We start from the raw sequence: 282 nt of genomic DNA on the forward strand, positions 1-282 counted from the left end.
GAATGACAATGCCTCGCTATCCTGGAGTTTCAAACCTTTTCCAAGAAGATGTTCCGGATTATCTTGGTATAATAAACGAATTCACATCAAAAGAATGGAACCAGAAGTACATGAACAGGTATTACTTCACAGGCATCAGCGATTTGAGCTATTCGTCCTTGAACTATGATATAGAATCTACTGTATCACAGATGGAAAACATGCCCTTGTGGAAAAAATACTATGACATACCTTTCGAGGATATAAAGGAAATTCAAATGCCTTGCATAAACATAGGACCAT

1 pseudogene is annotated in these 282 nt (G+C 37.2%); it reads left to right on the forward strand.

From position 1 onward, the window contains the following. Window positions 1–282: pseudogene (locus AC3AX0_RS11290) on the forward strand (M20/M25/M40 family metallo-hydrolase); the annotation flags it as partial.

The organism is Dethiosulfatibacter sp. (assembly GCF_983023055.1).